At 40.9% G+C, this 23,146-nt stretch carries 22 protein-coding genes and 1 pseudogene; 6 read left to right on the top strand and 17 right to left on the bottom strand.

Translation table 11 applies throughout. The annotated features are described in order from the left end of the window. Positions 1-21 precede the first annotated feature (21 nt). From efp to ACFG4S_RS17500, 3 genes are all read left to right on the top strand, one after another. Complete coding sequence (efp, locus tag ACFG4S_RS17490) at positions 22-579, top strand: elongation factor P (RefSeq protein WP_392530335.1); 558 nt, start codon at positions 22-24, stop codon at positions 577-579. Between the two features lie 110 nt (positions 580-689). Further along, positions 690-1,247, top strand: coding sequence for an acetyl-CoA carboxylase biotin carboxyl carrier protein (gene accB / locus ACFG4S_RS17495; protein WP_392530336.1), 558 nt, complete (start codon positions 690-692; stop codon positions 1,245-1,247). Between the two features lie 62 nt (positions 1,248-1,309). After that, complete coding sequence (locus ACFG4S_RS17500; RefSeq protein ID WP_392530337.1) at positions 1,310-1,657, top strand: ArsR/SmtB family transcription factor; 348 nt, start codon at positions 1,310-1,312, stop codon at positions 1,655-1,657. A gap of 64 nt (positions 1,658-1,721) precedes the next feature. On the opposite strand, the gene ACFG4S_RS17505 is transcribed toward ACFG4S_RS17500, so the two are convergent. Together ACFG4S_RS17505 and ACFG4S_RS17510 are read right to left on the bottom strand one after the other, a co-directional pair. Beyond that, the gene (locus tag ACFG4S_RS17505) at positions 1,722-2,336 is read right to left on the bottom strand and encodes a GerMN domain-containing protein (protein ID WP_392530338.1); all 615 of its coding nucleotides are present in this window, start codon (positions 2,334-2,336) and stop codon (positions 1,722-1,724) included. Between the two features lie 380 nt (positions 2,337-2,716). Next, positions 2,717-4,750: a proline--tRNA ligase gene (locus ACFG4S_RS17510; RefSeq protein WP_392530339.1), complete on the bottom strand. Its 2,034-nt coding sequence runs from the start codon at positions 4,748-4,750 to the stop codon at positions 2,717-2,719. Positions 4,751-4,990: 240 nt separating this feature from the next. Between ACFG4S_RS17510 and ACFG4S_RS17515 the strand changes: the two genes are divergently transcribed. Together ACFG4S_RS17515 and ACFG4S_RS17520 are read left to right on the top strand one after the other, a co-directional pair. After that, a complete protein-coding gene (locus tag ACFG4S_RS17515; RefSeq protein WP_392530340.1) occupies positions 4,991-6,373 on the top strand; it encodes a 1-acyl-sn-glycerol-3-phosphate acyltransferase in 1,383 nt (460 codons plus the stop codon). 524 nt (positions 6,374-6,897) lie between these two features. Beyond that, on the top strand, positions 6,898-7,827 hold the full coding sequence (locus ACFG4S_RS17520) for an XDD3 family exosortase-dependent surface protein (RefSeq protein ID WP_392530341.1): 930 nt from the start codon (positions 6,898-6,900) through the stop codon (positions 7,825-7,827). Between the two features lie 257 nt (positions 7,828-8,084). Here ACFG4S_RS17520 and ACFG4S_RS17525 read toward each other — a convergent pair whose 3' ends face one another. The 9 genes from ACFG4S_RS17525 to cysE all read right to left on the bottom strand — a co-directional run bounded on the left by ACFG4S_RS17525 (position 8,085) and on the right by cysE (position 14,574). Next, complete coding sequence (locus ACFG4S_RS17525) at positions 8,085-8,660, bottom strand: Uma2 family endonuclease (protein ID WP_392530342.1); 576 nt, start codon at positions 8,658-8,660, stop codon at positions 8,085-8,087. A gap of 57 nt (positions 8,661-8,717) precedes the next feature. Then, positions 8,718-9,875 carry a PD-(D/E)XK nuclease family protein gene (locus tag ACFG4S_RS17530; protein WP_392530343.1) on the bottom strand — a complete coding sequence of 386 codons (1,158 nt, stop codon included), beginning with the start codon at positions 9,873-9,875 and terminating at the stop codon, positions 8,718-8,720. A gap of 265 nt (positions 9,876-10,140) precedes the next feature. Continuing rightward, on the bottom strand, positions 10,141-10,680 hold the full coding sequence (locus ACFG4S_RS17535; protein ID WP_392530344.1) for an NAD(P)H-dependent oxidoreductase subunit E: 540 nt from the start codon (positions 10,678-10,680) through the stop codon (positions 10,141-10,143). A 284-nt stretch (positions 10,681-10,964) separates the two neighbouring features. Next, positions 10,965-11,168 carry a putative nitrogen fixation protein NifT gene (gene nifT, locus ACFG4S_RS17540; protein WP_114083693.1) on the bottom strand — a complete coding sequence of 68 codons (204 nt, stop codon included), beginning with the start codon at positions 11,166-11,168 and terminating at the stop codon, positions 10,965-10,967. After that, entirely contained in the window at positions 11,143-11,430 is a 288-nt protein-coding gene (locus ACFG4S_RS17545) for a nitrogen fixation protein NifZ (RefSeq protein WP_012407236.1), read from the bottom strand. The genes nifT and ACFG4S_RS17545 overlap by 26 nt, the downstream gene beginning before the upstream one ends. After that, complete coding sequence (gene nifV / locus ACFG4S_RS17550) at positions 11,417-12,550, bottom strand: homocitrate synthase (protein WP_392530345.1); 1,134 nt, start codon at positions 12,548-12,550, stop codon at positions 11,417-11,419. Before nifV ends, ACFG4S_RS17545 begins: the two co-directional genes overlap by 14 nt. Positions 12,551-12,898: 348 nt before the next feature. Next, complete coding sequence (locus ACFG4S_RS17555; RefSeq protein WP_392530346.1) at positions 12,899-13,096, bottom strand: DUF2949 domain-containing protein; 198 nt, start codon at positions 13,094-13,096, stop codon at positions 12,899-12,901. A 381-nt stretch (positions 13,097-13,477) separates the two neighbouring features. Next, complete coding sequence (locus ACFG4S_RS17560) at positions 13,478-13,720, bottom strand: Asr1405/Asl0597 family protein (protein ID WP_392530347.1); 243 nt, start codon at positions 13,718-13,720, stop codon at positions 13,478-13,480. Between the two features lie 110 nt (positions 13,721-13,830). Continuing rightward, positions 13,831-14,574 (bottom strand): serine O-acetyltransferase, encoded by a 744-nt coding sequence (gene cysE, locus ACFG4S_RS17565; protein WP_392530348.1) that lies wholly within the window; start codon positions 14,572-14,574, stop codon positions 13,831-13,833. 811 nt (positions 14,575-15,385) lie between these two features. Here cysE and ACFG4S_RS17570 point away from each other — a divergent pair. Then, on the top strand, positions 15,386-16,732 hold the full coding sequence (locus tag ACFG4S_RS17570; protein ID WP_392530349.1) for an NAD(P)/FAD-dependent oxidoreductase: 1,347 nt from the start codon (positions 15,386-15,388) through the stop codon (positions 16,730-16,732). A 774-nt stretch (positions 16,733-17,506) separates the two neighbouring features. Here the strand turns inward: ACFG4S_RS17570 and ACFG4S_RS17575 are convergent. The 6 genes and pseudogenes from ACFG4S_RS17575 to ACFG4S_RS17600 form a co-directional block, all read right to left on the bottom strand. Further along, positions 17,507-17,983, bottom strand: coding sequence for a hypothetical protein (locus ACFG4S_RS17575; protein WP_392530350.1), 477 nt, complete (start codon positions 17,981-17,983; stop codon positions 17,507-17,509). 274 nt (positions 17,984-18,257) lie between these two features. Then, entirely contained in the window at positions 18,258-18,401 is a 144-nt protein-coding gene (locus ACFG4S_RS17580; RefSeq protein ID WP_392530351.1) for an HNH endonuclease, read from the bottom strand. A 24-nt stretch (positions 18,402-18,425) separates the two neighbouring features. Beyond that, positions 18,426-21,199: pseudogene (locus tag ACFG4S_RS17585) on the bottom strand (HEAT repeat domain-containing protein). A 426-nt stretch (positions 21,200-21,625) separates the two neighbouring features. Then, positions 21,626-21,859: a DUF6887 family protein gene (locus tag ACFG4S_RS17590; protein WP_392530352.1), complete on the bottom strand. Its 234-nt coding sequence runs from the start codon at positions 21,857-21,859 to the stop codon at positions 21,626-21,628. Beyond that, positions 21,849-22,007, bottom strand: coding sequence for a DUF6888 family protein (locus tag ACFG4S_RS17595; protein ID WP_335151150.1), 159 nt, complete (start codon positions 22,005-22,007; stop codon positions 21,849-21,851). The genes ACFG4S_RS17590 and ACFG4S_RS17595 overlap by 11 nt, the downstream gene beginning before the upstream one ends. A 91-nt stretch (positions 22,008-22,098) precedes the next feature. Beyond that, positions 22,099-23,058, bottom strand: a complete 960-nt coding sequence (locus tag ACFG4S_RS17600) for an NAD(P)-dependent alcohol dehydrogenase (protein WP_392530353.1) — start codon at positions 23,056-23,058, stop codon at positions 22,099-22,101. Positions 23,059-23,146 lie beyond the last annotated feature (88 nt).

A 23,146-nucleotide genomic window follows, 5' to 3' on the forward strand; every position in this document is an offset into this window, starting at 1 on the left:
CTTCCAAAATTTGAAAGTTTCATGATCTCCAGTAACGACTTTCGACCCGGTGTTTCAATTGTATTAGATGGGTCTGTATGGCGCGTGATTGAATTCCTCCACGTCAAGCCAGGCAAAGGTTCTGCCTTTGTAAGAACTAAATTGAAAAATGTCCAGAGTGGGAGCGTGGTGGAAAAAACATTCCGAGCAGGAGAAACAGTACCACAAGCTAATCTGGAAAAAAGTACAATGCAGCATACCTATAAAGAGGGCGATGAGTTCGTCTTTATGGATATGGAAACCTATGAAGAAGGTAGATTAAGTGCAGCACAAATTGGCGATCGCGTCAAATATCTCAAGGAAGGTATGGAAGCCGAAGTGATTCGGTGGGGCGAACAGGTTCTAGGAGTAGAATTGCCTAAGTCTGTGGTTCTGGAAATTGTCCAAACAGATCCAGGTTTAAAAGGTGATACTGCCACAGGTGGCTCAAAACCAGCGACTCTGGAAACTGGTGCAGTTGTGATGGTTCCTCTGTTTATTTCCCAAGGAGAACGCATCAGAATTGATACTCAAGAAGATAAATATATCAGTAGGGAATAATTGTCATCCCCATTGAGATGCTTTCTGGCGATTTCAATCCCTATTTAGGGATTAAATCCCTGCAAGACTTAAAAATGCTAATTTACGGATAGGTCGAGGTAATAAAAACTGTGCCATTGGACTTTAATGAAATCCGCCAACTTCTGGTAACTATTGCACAAACTGATATTGCAGAAGTCACACTCAAAAGTGATGAGTTTGAACTAACAGTTCGTAAGGCTGTGAATCTCAGCAATCAGGTGTTGTCGGGAGGTCAAGCGACCTTAGGTGGTGTGGTAGGTTCGGGCTTGACAGGTGGTTCATCTGCTGTAAACCAGATGACTTCAAGTCAGGTAACGGAGGTGTCGACGTCTCGCGTGTTTGAGAATACTGGTACTAGCAATCAATTGCAGTTATCAGTCAATCCTCCCTCAATCATTGACCAGAGATTAGTTGAGGTACCTTCCCCAATGGTGGGAACGTTTTATCGCGCTCCGGCGCCGGGGGAGGCGGCATTTGTGGAAGTGGGCGATCGCATCCGCAAGGGTCAAACAGTATGTATCATTGAGGCGATGAAGTTGATGAATGAAATCGAAGCCGAAGTTTCCGGCCAAGTGATGGAAATTCTCCTTCAAAATGGTGAACCTGTGGAATATGGTCAACCTTTGATGCGAATTAACCCTGATTAAGTATTAATCTATATATCAAATGACTCATCGTTAAAACTTTCCATCCTTGCGGGTTAATCCTGATGAAACAAACGTTGCCTTTACCACCTGAAGTGGTGCAACAAGTAGCTGAATACTTCAGCCTGTTAAGTGAGCCAATGCGTCTGCGGCTGCTACACTTACTACGGGATGAAGAAAAATGCGTGCAAGAGTTGGTAGAGGCAACACAGACTTCTCAGGCAAATGTGTCAAAGCACCTGAAGGTAATGTGGCAAGCAGGTATCCTTAGCCGCCGCAGTGAAGGAACTTGTGCCTACTATAGAGTAGAAGATCAAATGATTTTTGAGTTGTGTAATCGGGTTTGCGATCGCCTCGCCACAAGGTTAGAACAGCAAGCCCGTAATTTTCGTGTATTGAATACTAAACGGTAAGTCAGTTGTCATTAGTCATTAGTCCTTTATCATTTGCCTAACACTAATGACCAATGACTAGTGACTAAAGTGGATAGTTTTTCTGAAAATTTTCACGAGTTAGTGGTTGTTGTAACTCTACACCCTCACCGCCCAAAACATCCAACGGCTTACCGTTCACGTCAATGTATACCTTGGCTTTTGGATTTAAAGTTGTCGCAGTGTAAACAACTTGTCCTACACGACCTATCATTGAGGTGCTACCGCCACCACTAGTAAAATCTTCAGATAAATTAACATGAACTTCATCCTTATCGGACTTCAGTCCCAATAATTTGGTTCCTTTGGGAATAGTTGTCGAATCTGTTCCTTCTGTTGGTCCTGCTAACAAACTTTGGAAAGCTGCTTCTAAAGCCTGGTTGGGTAGTATGGAAGCTACTTTAACAGGCTGGGGAACCAAAGCAACATTTTTTTCTTTTGGTCTGAGCCAATAAACTTGAGGGGTTTGCTCATTAGCTGGCTGCGTAGTTGATGGTGATGGCTGTGCAGACTGCTCGATGCTTTGAGAGGGTTTTGATGGTGTGGGGGTATTATTTTGTGAAGTCAACCAAGCCACGCCGCCACCTACCGCTACAACTGCTGCTGAGACAGCTGCAATTACGCCTGAAGAAATACGATTAGATCCTTGTTGGTCTTTCATGTTCAAAACCTTCCTGACTGAGGGCTGAGATGGTAGTTATGTGAGGAGCAGCCTGGTTAAAGACGATACTTACAAGTGGAGAGTTTCTCGAAACTCAGAGTAGGCTTGATACCTCAAAATGCGATTATTTTTAATCATGCAAGCCCCTAATTCAATTTTAGAATTTTTGCTTCTAATCCGTCACTGTCTAATTATGTAAGTTTTGGAGAGTGGAGAGTAGGGAGTGGGGAGATGAGGAGGATGGCGAGCAGGGGACAAGGGGGACAAGGGGGACAAGGGGGACAAGGAGGAGAAGGGTGAATTATTAAACAAGTCTCTTCCTTGTCTCCCCCCTCTTCCTTGTCTGCCTTGTCTATTCTCTATGCCCCATGCCCCATACCCTATTCTCTATTCCCTATTGCCTCCGCAATCCACTGTTTAAGTGTGGTTGTAACTTCATCAATGGCAATTTCTTGAGATTTACGGGTGGCTCTTTCTACAACTTCAACTTCGCCATTAGCGATCGCTCGCCCGGTTACAATCCTATAAGGTATGCCAATTAAGTCAGCATCTTTAAATTTCACTCCCGCCCGTTCATCGCGGTCATCTAGTAGGGTTTCAATTCCCGCTTGATTGAGTTCTTTGTAAAGTTTTTCGGCGATTTCGATTTGTTGAGCATCTTTAATGTTGGGAATTGTGACAATCGCGTGATAGGGTGCGATCGCTACTGGCCAAATAATCCCATCTTTATCATAAGATTGCTCTACGGCAGCTTGTGCTAATCGTGACACCCCTACGCCAAAACAACCCATAAATAGCGGTTTTTCTTCACCCTGTTCATTGGTATAAGTTGCTCCCATCGCTTGGGAATATTTAGTGCCTAATTGGAAGATGTGACCTGCTTCAATTCCACGGGCGCTTTGTAAGGTTTGTTCTGGGTTATGGATGGCGCGATCGCCTGGTCTTGCCTTTCGTATATCTACTTCATAAAAGTCACTTAACCTAAATTCCTTACCCCAATTAGCACCGACTACGTGATAACCAGATTCATTTGCACCGGTGACAAAGTTCTTTAAGTCAACTACGGTTTTATCAATATACCGCAGAAATTTAGGAATGGGATACTGTAATTGCAATTTTCTTGTTTTTTCAAGTGCCTTCAACAGGATATTAATTTGAGGAGAATGAGACTTAGGATTAGACTGATTAAATTTTTTCTCAACTGCTTGTCTTACATCCGGCAAACTATACGATGGAGATAATGGTAAATCTTGCAGAATCTCATTCAGTTCATCCAGGTTTAATTCCAGTTTCTCTTGGAGTTCTTGCCTTGTAAATGTCCGAGTAGCAATATAATCATTAGGTAAATCAGGAGCAATATAGCCAATAGGTAAAGGTTTTGTTGCCCAGATATTCTGATCGCTTGTGTCAGAAATAGTTAAAGATAAAACTGTTGAAGTACGAGCATACTGATCTTGTACTTTTGCTAATTCGTTCAGAAGTTTAACTTCATTTATTTCTTGATCGCCACGAATACTCACCAGAACGAGTAAAGCATTATCGTTAGCATAAACGGCCTTATACAGAACGTTCTTGACCAATTGAGTAGGAGAACAGTTGAGGAGTTGACAGACCTTTTCAATCGTTTCTGTTCCAGGTGTATCCCGTTTCTCATAAGTTGTAAACCGTGAGATTTCGGCGTCAATTGGTAAAGAAACAGCCTTTTCTACGTTAGCAGCGTATTTTCCATCCTCAGTGTAGAGAACTTCATCTTCGCCAGCTTCCGCCAAAATCATAAATTCTGTGGAACCAGAACCACCAATTGCACCAGAATCAGCTTCTACTGCCCGAAAGGCTAAACCAGAACGCCGCAGCATATTGCTGTAGGCTTTATACATATCCTGGTAAGTTTCTTTGAGGCTAGCTTCATCAACGTGGAAAGAATAGCCATCTTTCATAATAAATTCCCGTCCGCGCATTAAACCAAAGCGGGGACGAATTTCATCGCGGAATTTGGTTTGAATTTGGTAGAGGTGCAGTGGTAGTTGGCGATAAGAGCGAATCATATCACGAGCGATCGCTGTGATGACTTCTTCATGAGTTGGGCCTAATCCTAATTGTTGCTCGCGGCGGTCAATTAGGGAAAACATAATCCCTTCAGCTTTGGTGTAAGTGTCCCAACGTCCCGATTCTTTCCATAAATCAGACGGCTGTAATTGTGGCAAAAGACATTCTTGTGCGCCTGTAGCGTTCATTTCTTCCCGCACAATCTGGGAAACTTTTTGCAGTACCCGCCACATCAGCGGTAAATAAGCATAAAGACCACTACCGATGCGACGAATGTAGCCTGCACGGAGTAATAATTTATGGCTGGGAATCTCAGCATCAGCTGGATCATCCCGGAGTGTAACGAATAACATTTGTGACAGTCGCATCGTTTATAGCCTTTCCAGAATCACTAATTTCTATGTCAACTAAAGTATGAAGTATTAAGGATGAAGTACAAAGGGCATGGGGCATTGGGCATAGAGAATAGACAAGGCAGACAAGGAAGAGGGGGGAGACAAGGAAGAGACTTGTTCAATAATTCACCCTTGTCCTCCTTGTCCCCCTTGCCCCCCTGCTTCCCCTACTCCCCATTCCCCATTCCCCATTCCCTTTAGGAGAAAACTACCTTGGCAAATGTAATTTATCAAGCACAGCCACCCTTAGAATTCATTCCTCCAGCGTTTAACCCTTTATTTCTACGAGTTGTTCATCTGTTGCTACCCAGTTGGATAAAGTGGCAAACATCTATTACCCAAATTGAAGCAGACAACGTAGAAGTTCTGGTAGATCTTTATCGCCAGTTTCAGGAGGATAAGATCCGTTTTATGCTGGGATTTCGTCATCCGAAAACAGACGATCCATTTTCTTTGGGCTACTTGCTATCTCAACTCGTGCCAAAGGTAGCACGATCGCAAGGTACAGCGCTACAACTTCCGATTCACGCTCATTTTATCTACGATCGCGGCATTCCTCTATGGGCAGGTTCTCATATTGGCTGGATTATGTCTAGTTTAGGTGGGACTCCGATTCAGCGGGGTAAGGCTGATTGGACGGGATTACGTTCGGCGCGTGAGTTGTTTGCCAATGGAAAGTTCCCGATGGCGGCTGCGCCAGAAGGTGCTACCAATGGTTTATCAGAGAATATTAGCCCTTTAGAGCCTGGTATCGCCCAATTAGGGTTTTGGTGTGCTGAAGATTTGCACAAAGCTGGACGCGACCAACAAGTTCTAATTGTACCAGTTGGAATTAAATATAGTTACGTTGATGCTCCTTGGGAGGCGATCGCCAATCTTTTAAGTGAATTGGAAGCAGCTAGTGGTTTACCTGTGAATTCACCAGAACAGGCTTCTGTAGAGTCGCTTTATCCCCGATTGTTGACTTTGGCAGAACATTTACTTTTGTTAATGGAAGAATTTTACACGCGTTTCTATCATCAAAAACTGCCAGATCCCAAGGTTGTCGCTGTGCAAATTCCCGATAGAAATGCAGCATTATCAGTTCGTTTGCAAGCTTTATTGAATGCAGCTTTGCTCATATCAGAACAGTATTTTGATTTGCAGTCAAAAGGTAGTTTAAGTGACCGATGTCGGCGAGTAGAACAAGCTGGTTGGAATTATATATTTAGAGAAGAATTTAAGGATGTGAAAGGAGTTTCGGCTGTTGAAAGAGCTTTAGGCGATCGGGTTGCAGAAGAAGCCAATGCACGCATGTGGCACATGCGTTTAGTAGAAAGTTTTGTGGCGGTTTCTGGTAATTATATTCGGGAAAATCCAACAGCAGAAAGGTTTGCGGAAACAACTTTAATCTTATGGCAAATGATTGCAAAAATCAAAGGTAATAAAACTGTTCCCCGTCCGCAATTGGGTAAGCAAAAAGTAAAAATAACTGTGGGTGAACCTATATCTATTTCTGAGCGTTACCCAGCGTATCAAGAGAATCGTTTGGCTGCTAGACAAGCTGTTGGTGATGTAACGAATGATTTACAACACGCGTTGGAAGGTTTGATTTGATTAAAAGCGTTGCATCTTTGGCAAGTAACCAGAATAAAGGTGTAAGTTGTCAGAAAGCTTATTGATTTCGACCCCTAGCTCCTGACTACCTTAGCTAGCAAGTTGCAATGTAAATGCCCATATGTTGATCCGAATTGGATATTAATTTCTAAAGTAAATCAATGCAGACAAAAACTTCTAGTGATAGCGGGTTTAGATGCACTGTACGGAGATGCTGGCGAGATATGGTTTATTAAGCTTGTACAAACCCAAAATTTTTTCAACACTCTTCAAGTAAATGGGTGCAGACAATCCTAGCGTACTAGACCTGCTTGCCTTTGCTGCTATTTGACTTTAATACAATTGGGTTAGACAAAGACAATTGCAACTAAATATGTCATTTTTTATTCAAATTTTATAAAATTCTCGTTAAGTTATCCAAGTTATATTTTCAGAAAAATCACGATTTTATATTTTTGTAATTCCAATTACAAATAGAGAAGTCCAAAAAATTGTGATTCTCTAAAATAATCAATTTATAAATAATGAAAACTCAAAACTTATTCAATTTACTGAAGGTTGGTATTGCTACTTGTGGAATCTTCTTTGTGGCTGGTCAAGGAGCGTATGCATCCGACTTAAAGGGAACAGCATTTAGCATATCTTTGGAGTGTATGAATGACACTACCGGTCTTCTCATGGGTCAAAACTCCACCGATGCTAATGGCTGGCAGTATGCATTTGATTCAAACAGAGATGGGATGAACGGAAATTACTGGGTTGGTTCTGCGCCAGGGTCAGTAAATCCCTACGATATCTCTGGTATGGCTATCAAAGAAACTGCGACTAGCGTCATTGTGGCAATCAACGGCAATATGAAGTTAACAGGAGAAGCTGAACAGGGTGCTGTCGGTGGTCAGATTGGATATGGTGATTTGTTCTTCAACATGGCAGGTAAAACCTTTGATAATGCTATGAACAATGGAGATTTATTTGGTATTCATTTCTCCTCAGTCAATGCTTCAGGGGTACAACAACTAGGTGTTTATAGTGGTGTTCAGGCAAAGACAGTTACTAATATCAAAGAAGGCTACACTGTTGGGTATGGTGGTTTGGCAGGAGATGGATGGATTTCTTACGAAACTCAGGTAAAACAAGGTGGTGGCGTTGTCGGTTATGGTGATTTGACCAGTAGTTACTTTACCAATAACGGCAACGACAAGACATTTAATCTCAATGTCATCGACTCTGGAAAATATCTGAATGGAATCTCGTTCCTAGCGCAGGGTAATGTAACCCAGCAGTTACTAACTACTGGCTATAATGCCAACAAATTCAACGGTACACAAACCATTGCATTTGAATTCAAGAAATCTGGTATTGTCCAATCGACTCCTGAACCTGCTAGTCTTGCTGGTTTAGGAATTGTCGGTCTAGCATTGGCTGGTGGCAAACTACGCAAGAAATTCTCGTAGTAATTTGGTTAATACTATTCGCAATACGGCTTGATTTATCTTCAGTGATTATAGATAAGATCAAAGACTACTTTATCTGATAAAAATAATAGCTGGAGTAATGGAATTTTAGATAAAGCTTAAGCGAAAATTATCCCAATTTGTATCGATTTACTCACTAAATATTAAATAGGTAAATTCCAATGCCCTTGCTAGAAAGTAAGGGCATTTTTTTTGATACGTAAGATAATTACCAAATATAAAAAAACATCAGCGAATTATCCTGGAAATACTTTAGATAAATCCAGAACTAAATCAGTAAAATATGGCAAATTAACTGACTCATTAGGTAGAAAAATCAATTTATGACGATAACCAAATTTACCTTGCAAAGTTTGATAAGGTTCGCTATAACACTCCAGATAATTATCTACTAAATTAAATATCCAATAATCTGAAATACCTGTTTCTGCATAAATAGGTAGCTTTTCCTCTTGGTGATATTTTAAGGATGAATCGGCAATCTCAATTAAGAGTAAAACATCAGATGGGTTGGGATGATTCGCTAGATAGTCATCATCTCTATTTTTTGCAATTACTCTATCTGGTTCAGGCTCACTGTTGTTAGACAAAGTAATTGGTTGTTGTCCTCGCAGGGTTGCGCGATCGCCTACTAGCTTATATAATTCTCGTTCTAGGCGTGTTTCACAAACAGAGTGTAGTTTACCTTTTGCTGCCATCTGGATTATTTCACCCTTAATTAGCTCAACTCGGTCATTCTCCTCAAAGAAGCCGAGTTCAGCTAGACGGTGATATTCAGCTATAGTAAAGCGTTTAGCAGTGGTAAGGCTCATAACAACTACGAGAATGCAGAGTTATTTTTATCTTAATATAGCTATAGCTGATTAAAGTTATGCGATGGGAGATTGTGAGGTGTCGAGGTCTTCTTCTTTATCAGTTTCTGTAACTGTTTCTATGCTTACACCCTTCCAAGGAAAATCAAAATATTGTTCCTGAACCGTTTTTAATTCCTTTATGGACTCTTGGAAAAATAATTTAATAGCAGATAACTGGTCTTTTTCAGATAAAAACTCTTGTAGGCTTTTTTGATAAAATATTCCTGACCATGCTGGCAAAACTTTCAAATTACTAGGAGTCCATATATTGGGTTTATCGTTAATTATTTTTTGCATAGATTCAATAATTTTTGGGCGTTTTTCAAACTTATGAGAAACCTGCAAAAATATACCTAAATATGGATAATCAGTTAAATTACTTGGATTTAAATCGAAGTATCCAACACCACACCAGAAGTCCCATTTTAAGGGAGAAAGGTGGGTGTAGATAATATATCTCTCGTCCCATTTCCATTGAGTCCTACTTGCTGCACCGTTGATAACACCTCCAAAAGCTAGCTTGAATTCCTGCTGTACTTCTTCACTGAGAGTTGATTCCATGAGATTGAGAGTTTTGTTGTAATTCACCATTGTCAATAAGTCAAATGATGAAAATTGATTAGTGTGAGACATTCCATTTTTCCTCATGAAAGTTAATATTTCTTGGGCTAAGATATCAGTTGATTGTTGTTGTAATCTGGAATAAAATTGATGCCACCTCAATTGATAAAAAATTACTTTTGGCTCTAAATTAAATGCTAGAGTTTTGATTTCTTCTTTTTGGTCATAATCACGGGTGATGTAAATTAAAATTCGATGTCTGACATTTGGTAAATTACTCAAAATCTCAGCATATTTTTTTAAAGCATTATTTCCATCCTTTGCGCCAATTTTTGATTCAATAAATATTACATCTGTTCTTAAACCAGTTGAAAGTTCAATCACAATATCAAGTCTACTGTCCTCAGTATGGTTAGCCAGTGCTTGATGTTCTTGCTGAGTTGAAATTTTGATGCTGGAATAATTATCATCACTAATGATTGAGTGATGTTTTAGCCAATAAATTAAAATATCATTATTCAGGGATAAAAAATAAGCGAAAATCTCAGTAAAAAAATCTTCACGCGGTTTGTTTCCTGAATGCAGGTTGAGTAAATTGGTAAATAAAGACATTTATTTTTAAGTATTTTAGGTAATTAAAAAAAAGTTATACACAATAACTAAGCTTGTAGTCCTTCTGGAGCAAGGCTACAAAAATTTTTTAGAAGTTCTGTTTGTATTTGATATTACTAGCGTTGCAGCAGTTATAACTTAGCCGATCGCACTTTGACAAGATTCCTATAAAATACAGGCAATACTTACAACAAATGGGGGTAAAATTTTTACCCCCGACAAAGTTGTGTATTATTTGAAGAATAGCTAAAGAAGCTTAGTAGTCTTAACTTAAGTGACTTTCTAGCAAAGATGCGATCGCCTCTGGATGAATATTCTTGTATTTCTTTTTACCAAGCTGTAAAACACAGTTGGGAGCGCTACTACAGCATTTTTGGCAACTGGTATGTTCAATGGTAACTTTGTCTAACAAACCGCGATCGCACAAAGTTTTTTCTAATTCTGATAATAAGCCTTTACCGCCACGTTTGAGGCAACCCGATTTTTGACATACCATAATTTTGGCTTTGGGTTCCAGTGGCAAGTTTTGAATTGGACAACTGCCAATTGGTGCAATCCGATCGGCTTTGATTTTAATTTCACCTGTGTGCGAGTCTAACTGACTGTGACCCAAAACGCGAATTTGCTCACCGGGTACTAATGATAAACTCAGAGAACGGCGTAATTCCTTTGGTAGTTTAATTTGCATAGTTCCATCTGGAACTCCTAATTGCAAATATTTATATTTCTTTGGTTCAGCACCAACAAAACCTAAAAATTGTCCCTCAAGGTTAAATTCTGATAACGTGAAATACTTGTTACCCATGATTGATTAAAAATTAGGAGTTAGTCATTTTTCATTTGTCATTAGTTAAGAGTTATGAATTATGAATTTTAATTCATAATTCATAACTCCCCACTCCTCAAATCTTGCATCTGTTCCATATCTAGCCAAGAAATAAATTTCTTGGCTAATAGCTTAACTCCACTAAAGTGGACTAAAGTTTTTACTTAGTTTTCTTTAGAAAACTTTAGCTATTAGCCTCAGAATTCATTCTGAGGCGGTTATAGGAATTGGTACAATATCTGAGACTCCCCATTCCCCATTTTTTACGCGAGGCGTTTAGCTTCTACAGTTTGAGGTAAATTTGCGGTGTCTGGTAAATCACGGAATTCCAATTCCCAGCCATTTGCTAAGGTAAGAATCTTTCCGTCATTCCCATCAGTTTGCTTAACTACTTCTTCTTCAAGGTCTTTTTTAGCAACATAAACTACTAAAGTGCCGGCGTCATTCATGCGTAGCATTACTTTCATGAGATTCCTCAACAGATTCTAGTTCTTTTTTCTTACAGCCGACGACAAACCCTGTTTCTAAGAAATGCACAGCATATATATAGGAGGTCTGCAAATATGTGCCTATACTCGCTATGTAACCGATATCTCCCTTGTTGACTAAAACTTGGCCGACTTCTTTACCAGGAAAAGTCCCATCGTTTTTCAGCAGTTTACGAACTCTGACTTTTTCACCAATTTCAAAAGCGGGTGGTAAGTTTAGTTCTAATTCATCGCGTTGCATGAGAGTACCTCTGTTCTCTGACCAAATTCAATAATTCTTCTGTCGTCAAGCTGCGTTTTTTCTGTACTGATTGATGCCGCACTGCGTCTAAAACTAACTGGGTTTCTTGGGGATTTAAGAAAATTCCATGCTGTTCTAGTAAGTTTGAAACTAAATGCCGTCCAGAATGTTTCCCTAATACTAAACGCCGTTCCCAACCCACTTCTTCGGGGGCAAATGGTTCGTAAGTGATGGGGTTTTGCAGAACGCCGTGAGCATGAATTCCCGATTCGTGAGCAAAGGTATTTTCGCCAACGATCGCCTTCCAGGGTGGAACATCGGCACCTGATGCGGCTGCAACCAGTTGAGACAGTTCCAGCAAACTGGGAGTGTCAATGCCCAAATCAACGCCGTAGATGCGTTTGATCGCCATCACAACTTCTTCTAAAGCTGCATTTCCCGCCCTTTCACCCAAGCCGTTAACTGTGGTATTCACTGATGTAGCTCCGGCTTTGATACCTGCAAGAGCATTGGCAGTTGCCAGACCAAAATCATTATGCGTGTGGATTTCTAGGGGAATCGTTAACGCTGAAACCAGCCTTTGGACTTTGATGTAGGTGCTGAAGGGATCGAGAACTCCTACGGTGTCGCAGAAGCGGAAACGGGATGCACCCCATTCTTGAGCATAAAGCGCTACATCTAAGAGGAAGTTTTCATCAGCCCTGGAAGAATCTTCTCCGCCGACTGCGACCCAAAGACCTCGATCGACGGCGAAGCTAATACAGTCTTTGAGCTTTTGTAAGCTGACTCGCCACTGACCATGAAATTTAGTGGCAATTTGGATACCAGAGACGGGAATGGCAATATGCACTCGGTTCAGACCACAGGCGATGGAAGCCTTGATATCTGAGATGACAGCGCGGTTCCAGCCGAGGAGTTTTGCTTGTAAACCCAAGTCAGAAATTGCTTCGATCGCCCTGGTTTCTTCTTCACCCATTGCCGGTATACCCACTTCTAATTCGGGGATACCAATGGCATCGAGGAATTTAGCGATCGCTACTTTTTCTTTTAAGTTAAAAGCAACACCCGCAGCTTGTTCGCCATCACGTAATGTAGTGTCATTAATTATGATTTGATTCATTGCAAATATCCCTCTCTTGGAAGTATTCTTAATATCCTTTCTCTCTACAATTCCCCGCGATCGTAAATGCTAAAAATATCACAATTCATAATGTAGGATACATGATCCTTAATTATTGTCCGATTAGCAGCATTCCATCTGTATGGCAGGGAACTAAAACCTGGTATATTTTTCTAATCTTTTTTACCGATGTCAGTTGAAATTTGTTCAAGTAGCAAAGAACTAATATAGCTATTAGCAAATCCGGAACAAAGTAAGACACAAAATCCAGCAATCAAAGTAGTAATCATCTCAGGAACCTCATGTTTGTTGAGTGTTGGTATGTAATTTAAGGAACCTACAAAATAGTTAACTTTGTTCTGCTAACCAGTCAAAAATCTTTTCTAGCTGTTCTAAGTTAACTAAACCATACTGCCAGAGAAGCATCGGTAACGGGCCATTTTCTAACTCACGGTGTCGTAGCGCTACAGCAATATCCGCATTTGAAAGTTCAAGTTCATGGTGCAAAAAATTCAGGAGTTTTAAATCTCTATTACGAGTCGGCATAATCGAACTTTCAATTTCTTCAGTTGGAAAAGAATTAAAAATAAGAAATTCCCAGTCTTATTTCGCAAGAAGGCAAAGGGCAGAAGCCACTAGGCAGAAAGAAGAATACTTGTTTTATCCACTTCTTAACGTTTTTCAAGTGGATAGTTTTTTCCACCATAGTCCATTAGACAAAATCTAAATTTACGCTTATCTTTTTCAGTCTGCAATAGAATTTGCTAGCGGACAGTAACTTCAACTTCTAAACCTGTTCAATATTTATGCATGTCTACAAAGAGCTATGGTTGTGTGAGGAATTCAAGATTAAATTATCTAGATTAGGTATTTAAGAGCTACTCCTCACTCGCTATAAACGCGATTAATCGCGTCTCTACCTATTCATCACTCAGCACTGTCATACCAGCAACGCTCTAACCATTCGACTAATTCGTGACGAGAAGCAAGACATTGCATAACTGTGCTACGAATTAGAATCCCTTCTAGCAAATTGTTTACTTGCACTCTTAAAGAACCATCGGGGAGACAGGAACTCTTAATCTTTAACTCTTGCAAACGGTGATGGATTCGCCAGCGATCGCTCAAAGGTATCTGCAAAACTTGATCGCCTAAGGTGTGATTTGTCATTTGTCATTTGTCCTTTGTCAGTTATCCTTTGTCAGTTGTCCTATCCTGTGGGTTCACCTTTGGCGTTTTTGTAAAGTAGCCGCTAGCGCGTCTATGTCATTTCCAAAGGACTAATGACTCTTGACTTTTAAAGTTTGCAGTTGTTTTTCGAGTTGCTCAATGCGCGAAAGCAAAGAACGAATCACGGTTGCTTCTACATCGGGTAGCTTTCCATGTTCTAAAGGAGAAAGGCTGGCGCCGCTTTCTTTGCGAGAAATAATTCGACCGGGAACTCCTACAACTGTGCAATCGTTGGGGATATTCCGCAAAACAATGGAACCTGCGCCAATCCGGACGCGATCGCCAATTTGCAGATTACCTAAAACTTTCGCACCCGCCCCAATCACTGCATTTTTGCCTACTGTGGGATGACGCTTACCAGTTTCTTTACCAGTTCCGCCAAGGGTGACGCCCTGATAAATCAGTGTATAGTCGCCAACGATCGCAGTTTCGCCAATGACAACGCCCATACCGTGGTCGATAAACACACCCTGACCAATCTCTGCGCCCGGGTGAATTTCAATTCCGGTCAAAAATCGCCCTAAGTGAGAAATCAAACGTGGGATAAAACCCACACCTCGACCATGTAACCAGTGAGCAAGACGATGCAAACATAGTGCGTGCAATCCGGGATAGCAAAACACCACCTCTAGCCAATTACGTGCTGCGGGATCGCGCTCAAAAATAATGCGAAAATCACTCAATAATGGCTCGAAAAAAGCACCAGAGAGTATGTTTTTCAACCAGGATTTAGGTTTTGAACCCTGTATTTTGAGAGTTTGAGAATTCGTAATACTGTCTAAAGACTGTTGCATCGGTAATGTCTATCTGGTAGAAAGAGCCATGTGGTATTTTTATGCTTATATCAGGTGACTGACAACGGCACAGTAAAGCCAATGTTGATTGGATTTATTGGATTTATTAAGGTTGTACTCAAATGCCAAAACCCCCACCAAAGATAAACTTAAAATTTATCTTGGGATAGGGGTGCTAGTGTTTAACGATGGGGGTACTAGTCTTTTTAGGGGAGGGTTAAAGAATTTCTGTACTCGCTACAAGAAACTTTACCTGTATGACTTTACAAAGATTTATGCTGGATATTTTGCGATTTATTAAGTTGTACTCAGATGCACTCAAAGGTGAGTTAGATAAGGATAAAAGTCAAAATTCTGTATATCGTATTACTATTATTATCCTATTATTTGGTGAGGCGAAAGACAGGTTTCTTTATTTTCTTTTAGGATTTGCTGTCTGTATGTGTGTATACGTTTCCAAATATAGTTATAGCTCACAACTGATATTTTCTTATTATATAGATGTGTTGAAGGAAAACAGTTCAATAAGCGCAAATATACCTGCTTGCCAAATTTATAATTAAGCTGTTACGGATTTTAATGATGACTGGTGACTGATGACGGGTGACTGATGACTGATAACCGTTAACTGTCAACTGTCAACACTCAGCAAATTCAAGCAAGATAATTTATTTCTTAGAGTTCACTAATGACTCATTAGTAACTTTTAGTGTTTTTTCAATTGTTCTAAATAAACAGCAACCTACATCATAATGCTGTTACATCTTTGTTAAGAATAGTTACAGCTTCTTAACACAAGGAAATATTTCTTATGCCAGTCGGAATTAATAAGAATGCACCACATCAGGTTGTAATCGTTGGTGGTGGTTTTGGTGGACTGTATGCAGCAAAGGCTCTGAATGCAGGGAATGTAAATGTTACTCTCATTGATAAACGCAACTTTCACCTCTTTCAGCCGCTTTTATATCAAGTTGCCACAGGTACGCTATCACCTTCTGATATTTCTGCACCATTGCGATCTGTATTTAAGAAAAGCAAAAATACAAAGGTGTTGTTGGGAGAAGTAAGTGAAATTGATCCAAAAGCCCAACAAGTTATTTTGGGTGATGAAGTAGTACCTTATGATACATTAATTATTGCTACAGGTGCGAACCATTCCTACTTCGGTAAAGATCATTGGGAAAAAGTTGCTCCTGGCTTGAAAACTGTGGAAGATGCCATAGAAATGCGTCGCCGGATATTTGGCGCATTTGAAGCAGCAGAAAAAGAAACCGATCCTGAAAAACGCCGTGCTTGGTTGAGTTTTGTGATTGTCGGGGGTGGCCCGACTGGGGTAGAATTAGCAGGTGCGATCGCAGAATTGGCATACAAAACTCTCAAAGAAGATTTCCGCAGCATCGACACCTCAGAAACGAAAATTTTGCTATTACAAGGGGGTCCTCGCATCCTCCCACACATGGTACCAGAGTTATCGGCATCAGCAGCAGTATCTTTGCAAAAGTTGGGTGTAGAACTCCACACTCACACCAGGGTGACAAATATTGAAGGTGATATTGTTACTTTCAAGCAAGACAATCAATTTACAGAAATTGCCTCAAAAACTATATTGTGGGCAGCAGGTGTTCAAGGTTCCCCAATGGGGAAAGTCTTAGCGGAAACTACAGGTGTAGAGCGCGATTACTCTGGGCGTGTAATTGTAGAACCTGACTTGTCTATCGAGGGTTATAACAACATTTTCGTAATTGGAGATTTAGCCAACTTCTCCCATCAAGATGCTAAACCTTTACCTGGTGTTGCACCTGTAGCTAAACAACAAGGAGAGTATGTAGGTAAACTAATTCAACGACGGCTTCAAGGTAAGAATTTGCCACAATTTCATTACAACGATGTGGGTAGTTTGGCGATGATTGGGCAAAATTTAGCTGTTGTAGATTTAAGCTTAGTCAAACTCACAGGTTTCATTGCTTGGGCATTTTGGCTATTAGTTCACATCTACTTCTTAATCGAGTTTGACACTAAATTACTAGTAGTATTTCAGTGGGCGTGGAATTATATCACTCGTAATCGTCGCTCTAGATTGATTACAGGCCGGGAAGCTTTTGTAGAACCAAAAACTGTTAACACTAGAGTGCAACAGCCTTCTGGGACACCTCTGTAACTTCAGGTATCACAGCATTAGTCAACTATGGGATATGAGACTATTGGAGTGATGAGTGGCGTGTGGTGGAAAATCTTGGGCAAAGATTAGCTGTTCCACGAAAAGAATATGGGGATGAGATACCGCCCTGAGCAATTTTGGCAATTTGGCATTTCATGAGTTCGAGTTGCAGTTTCAATAGAGATATCAACACAACGGGACAGAGGAAGTTGTACGAGGGATAGAGCAAAACTTCCCGTTTCTAATGTCCCAGCTATGCCAGTTGTCAAATGAGTGCTGTAGAAATGCTCTACATAAATGATACAGCACTCAACAGAGTTCAGTTCCCGCTCTGCAACTGGCTAGAAATCAACAAAACCAAATATAGCAGTTCTCATTTTGATGCAATACACTTTGACCTCTCTCCAAACCTCTCTCCTAAAAGGAGAGAGGCTTTGAATTTTACTCCCCTTCCCTTGTAGGGAAGGGGCTGGGGGTTAGGTCTGTATTGCAAACAGAGAAACTCTATAATTGCTTCTGAGTCAATTAATGGAGTTCAAAGCCTCTTTAATGGAGTTCAAAGCCTCTTTAATGGAGTTCAAAGACTCATTAATGAGTATCAAAGACTCATTAATGGAGTTCAAAGACTCATTAATGAGTATCAAAGACTCATTAATGAGTATCAAAGACTCATTAATGAGTATCAAAGCCTCATTAATGGAGTTCAAAGACTCATTAATGGGGTTTAAAGCCTCATTAATGGAGTTCAAAGACTCATTAATGAGTATCAAAGACTCAAGAACCAGATGCAGCTTTAGTTGGTCTACCTTTGATAGCTTTAAAGCGTTCGCCTAACTGTTCAGCGACAGTCTTTAAACCTGGAGTCTTTTTCGATGCAGTCTTGACGTAATCATAAACAGTCAAACTGCTGGTCATAGCTTCACTACCAACAGCCATTAGGGTATCATCGACTTGTTCGGTCAGTTGCTGTATTGATATTAAAAGCTCGGTGAGCGCACTGGCTAATTGATAATCCCGAACAAGTTCTTCAACGTTAAAAGTGGCTGGAAGGATTTCGCGGTTAGACTGAGCAGCAGTGACGCTATTGTTCACAAAAGCTAGGCTTTTATCGCCCATTTTTACTAGCTTACGCCGTTCTTCTGTGCTGAGAGTAACCAAAAAGGGCATCTTTTGTTGGATTGTCTGTAGCGCGGCTTTAATTTCTTGGATATCTTGTGGCGAAAGGGCGGCTGCAATATTTTGATAGGACATTGTATATTTACCTTGGCAGTTCTAATGGTGAGGTAGCAATAGTTGCTAAGTATAGAATTCCCATTGGTAAGCGCGATCGCACATCATAACCTATTTATTTATCTGTTTTACACTGATTGCACCCCACCTCTTAATCCCCTCCCCTTGCTGTTGAATTACCCCCCTTAATCCCCCCTTGGAAAGGGGGGAAAAAAGAAATCTAGTTCCCTCCCCTTTACAAGGGGAGGGTTAGGGTGGGGTAAAACCCTGCTTAATCAGCTATCTCAGACTTTGTTTAACCACCGTGTTTGACACTTATTACATGGTCAACTTGAAAACCTAAGCCTTCTAATTCTGGATATAAACAATACTCGCATATATGGGGAGCGCGATCGCTAACTAAACGTTGCAGCTCTACATTAATATATGGACGAGACACTTTGAATACTTACTCCGCTTACATTTACCCTTCCCACTGCTTTAACTTCTTCTGAGCAAATTCCCGCACTTTTTTATCTGAGTCATTCTCTGCTCTGTCACGCAACAGTGGTAAAGTCTGGTCATGCTGAGGAAATTGCTTAATAATTATCTCTAGTGCAATGCGCCGAGGGTTATATTTAAACGGGGGATAGTGGCTATCCTTAAAGGGGTCATTAACAGCGCATTGGTGGTAAATTTCAAACAAATCAAGCTGATATTTAAAGTGTTTAGCTAATTCTTCGACTGCTGCACGTCGCACATTGTAGGTATCATCCTGGGTAGCGCGTTGTTTGAGGATCGATTTAGTTTCGGGGTCATCTTTGAAGTTCTTGGCTAATTCTTCGACTGCTGCACGTCGCACATTGTAGGTATCATCCTGGGTAGCGCGTTGTTTGAGGATCGATTCGGTTTCGGGGTCATCTTTGAAGTTCTTGGCTAATTCTTGGACTGCTGCACCTCGCACATCTTTGCTATCATCCTGGGTAACGCGTTGTTTGAGGAAGGATTTAGTTTCGGGGTCATCTTTGAAGTTCTTGGCTAATTCTTGAACTGCTGCACCTCGCACATCTTCGCTATCATCCTGGGTAACGCGTTGTTTGAGGAAGGATTTAGTTTCGGGGTCATCTTTGAAGTTCTTGGCTAATTCTTGTACTGCTGCACCTCGCACAAAGAGGTTATCATCCTGGGTAGCGCGTTGTTTAAGAAAGGATTTGGTGTCGGGGTCATCTTTGAAGTTCTTGGCTAATTCTTGGACTGCTGCACGTCGCACATAGTAGCTATCATCCTGGATAGCGCGTTGTTTGAAAAAGGATTTGGTTTCGGGGTCATCTTTGAAGTTCTTGGCTAATTCTTGAACTGCTGCACCTCGCACAAAGAAGTTATCATCCTGGATAGCGCGTTGTTTAAGAAAGGATTTGGTTTCGGGGTCATCTTTGAAGTTTTTGGCTAACTCTTGGACTGCTGCACCTCGCACATCTTCGCTATCATCCTGGGTAGCGCGTTGTTTGAGAAAGGATTTGGTTTCGGGGTCATCTTTGAAGTTTTTGGCTAACTCTTGGACTGCTGCACCTCGCACAAAGAGGTTATCATCTTGGGTAGCGCGTTGTTTGAGGAAGGATTTGGTTTCGGGGTCATCTTTGAAGTTTTTGGCTAATTCTTGGACTGCTGCACGTCGCACATAGTAGCTATTATCCTGGGTAGCGCGTTGTTTGAGAAAGGATTTGGTTTCGGGGTCATCTTTGAAGTTTTTGGCTAACTCTTGGACTGCTGCACCTCGCACATCTTTGCTATCATCCTGGGTAGCGCGTTGTTTGAGGAAGGATTTGGTTTCGGGGTCATCTTTGAAGTTCTTGGCTAATTCTTCGACTGCTGCACCTCGCACATCGTTGTCATCATCCTGGGTAGCGCGTTCTCTGAGGAAGGTTTTAGTTTCGGGGTCATCTTTGAAGTTCTTGGCTAATTCTTCGACTGCTGCACCTCGCACATCGTTGTCATCATCCTGGGTAGCGCGTTCTCTGAGGAATGATTTGGTATCGAGAGATTCTTGCCAGGTCGTTGCGATTGCTGTGACTGCTTGAGTGCGAATTTTTTTAACTAGCTTAGTTTCTTCTCCATCTCTGTGGGAGTCATAGTAATACCAAAGGTCATATTTAGTTAATTCTTTAAGCTTGTCAAGTAATTTATTTGCCATTGACGCAATTACTGAGCGATTTCTCACCTCTACAAGACACTTAGCCGCTAAAAAGAGATTGATAAACTTTTTCTCTTCGCTATCTTGCGCCATTAAATAGTCAAGAATTTCGCCAACAAATCTTGGCTCAATCATTCCTACAATTAGCAGTAAAACTTCATGCCAACTTTCATCCTGCCAGTGTTTGCCAAAAACTTTATCCTTCAGTTCCTCCATAGTCAGCGTTTGCGTTTCTTTAAACTGCCAGACAAACTCCCAAAAACTCGTTTGTGGCGTTCTAATTCTGCTAATTCAATTTCTGCTTCTACTTGGTCGCTTTCTCGCAGTCGGCGGAGATGTTCTTTCGGCAGTTCGTGAACTTGTGGTAAAACTTGATGAGCTTCCCGGACATTTTGAGCAGTAAAAATCCGCCATAATTTGAGTTCGTTATAGGCATAGCCGCTAGTATCTAAGCTATCTAATTTAACATTGCCATACCGTTCCAGGATTCCTTCTTGATAGCCTTTCAAATCAAACGCGGGAATAACCTCACCATACCCTCTTGTGTTCTTTTCGATTTGTTCCAGATTTTGTGAATCAAGAATAGCTCTGAGTTCAGGAATTCCTCGAATAATCTCCTTAACTTTTTGCAGATATTTCTTAGCAACCCGCTTCCAGTTAAAATCATCTGGTAACGGATTTGAGGTATTAATTTTATCCCAAATTTCTTGTAATCTATTAGTATCTATAACTGGATTGATATCTTTAAAGGCATTTCCCAAAATTTCTTTGACTTCTTGATTTTTGATAAATTGCTTTAGAGGCTGCGTATACTTTTTGATTTCATCTTCAGAAAGTTCCCCGCCTTTTAAATCTTCCTGCACCAGTTGTAAAAATTCCTTTAATGCTTTCCCAGCAGCAATTTCTATGTCTTCTTTCTTAAGTTTCTCTAAAATATTGCCAGGAATGCCTTTTAATAAATCTTTAGCCCAATCTTTAGCAGCATCCTTGGCTAAGTCTTCCAAAATGGGTTTAAAAATCAACCCGGCGGCCTGAGTTACACCCCAAATAGCTAACCAGTCCAGCATAATACTCGCTTGTGTTGAGATTTTGATTACGAGTATATCCACTAGCTGGAGTAATGTTTCCAGATTTCAGGGTTATTGCGGAAATATTACAGTTATTTGAAGAACCTCTCTCTAAATCTCTCTCCTAAAAGGCTATAGTGTACACACAAGTCTGAAATAGCTGAAAAACCCAAGGTTTTACCCCACCCTAACCCTCCCCTTATAAAGGGGAGGGAATTAGATTTATTGTTTCCCACCTTTACAAGGGGGGATTAAGGGGGGTAATTCGACTTGTGTGTACACCGTAGCCTAAAAGGAGAGAGACTTTGAATTTTCCTCCTTGCTGCGTCGGGAAGAACGTTAGGCGGTTAGGTTTGGCGTTGGTTTTTTAGAGGAATTAGTAAGTGCGATCGCCAAGATTTTCACTAAAATGTACTAACTAGACAGCTAATCCTGATTATTATTCTCTTGCTGAACTTTCTGAGCGATCGCTTCTGCAATTATCCGATTATTCTCTTCTATAGGTTTACCATCTTCAGTAAACATCGATGGATATATAATTGCTTCTGAGTCAGGAGTGCGGCGACTAAATAGGATTTCCAGCGCTTCTATATCTTCCCGATTAGCAAGCACATACGCCCTCAATTCTTTTGTGGACATTTGGGCAAAATTAGGTTTCATTGACAAATCTCCAAGTTCCATCACGAAATATAAGGATTTGCAGTTCATCACCTGCCAAAATAAACACATTGCCAGTTGTGTCACTAAAACGGAATAGCTGAATTTCCCGGTAGAAATTGGATAAGTACTGGCAAATAATTACACACATAAGTGCTTGCCGGACCGTAGGATATATATTATTTTCCTCAATTGTGACACAAATAATATTAAGCTTTAGAGGGTGTAAAATCTCAGTTACCCTAAATGGCGATGTCTACGACGGGTTGCACCAACGCAATTTTCCCCACTGCACGCCCAGTTTCACTATAAATATGAGCTGCCGCTAGTTCTTGTAAAGGATATGTGCGATCGATTACCACACGAATTTTACCCGCTTCAATCAATTCTTTGAGAAAGAGCAAGTCTTTAACGTTAGGTTTCTCAAAGAGAAATTTCGCTTTTTGACCGGGAAGGAATGCTGTTAAAACGCTCTCTAAGAAGACTTCAGGGCTGGGTAATGTGGTGATATAAATTCCGTTGGGTTTGAGGACTTTTTTGGTTTGTGAGAGCGATCGCTTACCCACTGCATCAAAGATAATGTCATACTGCGCTGTATCTGCGGTAAAATCTTGTTGCGTATAATCAATCACGCGGTCTGCTCCTAGAGATTTCACCAAATCCAAATTTTTGGTACTGCTAACTCCCGTCACCACTGCCCCTAAAGTCTTAGCAATTTGCACCGCAAAAATCCCTACACCGCCCGCAGCACCATTAATCAAGACACTTTGTCCTGTTTGAATATTTCCCTGATCTCGCAGTGCTTGCAGAGCCGTAAGCGCTGCTAAAGGCACAGCCGCAGCTTCTTCATAAGATAAGTTCGTTGGTTTGAGAACCACCACATTTTCTGGAACAGCTGCAAATTCGGCATAACCTCCTCCAGGGAAGCTAGTACTGCCATAAATAGCATCTCCTGGTTTAAAGCCCGTGACACCAGAGCCAACCTCTACGACATCTCCCGCCACATCAAACCCCAGAATCTTTGGAAATTTGTTGCCAGTAATCAAACTCAACATCCCTTGGCGAATTTTCCAATCAATGGGATTAACGCTACTAGCACGAACTTTCACAAGTAACTGTGTTGGCTCAATTTTCGGCTGTTCCACATCTTCATACTGCAACACTTCAACGCCGCCATACCTATGGATAACCACTGCTTTCATCGCATTCCTCCTGCTACCATATTTTGCTGAATGAACTCAGACAGCCTTTTTTTCCTGATAAATCTAGTGTAGCGATTTCCTAAAATAG

The organism is Nostoc sp. C117 (genome assembly GCF_043099735.1).
In the GTDB taxonomy this organism is placed as follows: Bacteria; Cyanobacteriota; Cyanobacteriia; order Cyanobacteriales; family Nostocaceae; genus Nostoc.